General features: G+C 48.8%; 2 protein-coding genes. Both read left to right on the top strand.

What is annotated here, in order from left to right; all coding sequences use genetic code 11:
* The coding region (locus V5E99_RS30930) for a hypothetical protein (protein WP_499806314.1) at positions 1 to 546 on the top strand (546 nt) is incomplete at its 5' end.
* On the top strand, positions 546 to 1107 hold a 562-nt coding region (locus V5E99_RS30925), incomplete at its 3' end, for a hypothetical protein (RefSeq protein ID WP_499806313.1). The genes V5E99_RS30930 and V5E99_RS30925, both read left to right, overlap by 1 nt.

The raw sequence follows: 1107 nt of genomic DNA, 5'->3' as shown, positions 1-1107 counted from the left end.
CTAGAGCTTAAAAAAGGCGTGATATTCGACAGGCTAGTCAATAAGGCTTCCCCTGAGTCTGGCATCTATTTGTACGCCGCAGCATTGGATAGCTATTTAGATGGTGCCCGAAAAGGATCAGCCCAAGCTGCAGCCGCTGCTGCGGGAATCAGCCTTGCTGGACAATCACCGCGATTGGAAAATGCCAAGATTCTGGATCTTTTAGTTCAAGCATCTAACAGCATCCCTGATGTAGCCGTGACGCTCGCACTATTTTATTGCGATGAAGGTGATTACGAGAGTAAACGTGCTTGTATCGATCCACAAAAATCAATAGCCACCTTGGAGAGTGCTTCTACGCGGGGTTCAACTCAAGCGCTTATTAGGCTGGGCGAGGTTTACGAAGGCGACACCGTTGTTCCTTCTGATCTACCTCGGGCAGTGGCGTGTTATCGAGAAGCTCAAAAGACCGAGCCTCAATCTGTTACCCGCGAGCTTGACCGTTTGGTGGCACGAGGTGTTATCACAGATGACTCAATTCAGTGTATTAAAGCAGGAGGCTTCTGATGAGCACCGGACTACTCGAACAACTAGATAAGTATCGTAGCGGTTATGAATACGGTCCTTACAAAGGTGAAACTGACAATGATAACAACGGTAAGAAAGAAATCGACTGCTCGGGTCTAGTTTATCGATTGCTGAAGGACGCGGGATATACAATTCCCTACCGGACAACATCTGAACTAAATACTGATAGAGTGCATTTCGAGGAAGTTCCAGTTGAGAGTGCCGAACCCGGTGATATTGCACTTTGGATTATTTTTCATGGGCATACCGGAGTTATTGAAACCCTTAGCGGTAGTGCGACTCCAGGGAATTTTTTCGGCTCGCAATCGCATGGCCCGAAAACGGCATTATATGGCCCGAATAGCCATCACTGGCCAATGCCAGAGAAGGTTCTGCGTCCTAAACCACAGTTTAGAGGTGCGCAACCAGCGCCCGCGGCTTCGCCAGCTCTATCTCCAACTGCCCCTGTGCCGGCAGGGCCGACACCTTTGATAAATTTCCAATACCCGTTCCGAAAGTCAGACGGTAAACAGTTCACCGATGCAGACGATGTTTACAAAG

This window comes from Janthinobacterium sp. LPB2021202312-11-4, assembly GCF_037049705.1.
Taxonomy (GTDB): domain Bacteria; phylum Pseudomonadota; class Gammaproteobacteria; order Pseudomonadales; family Pseudomonadaceae; genus Aquipseudomonas.
The sequence above is the reverse complement of the archived record's forward strand: the minus strand, read 5'-3'. Positions and strand labels throughout refer to the sequence as shown.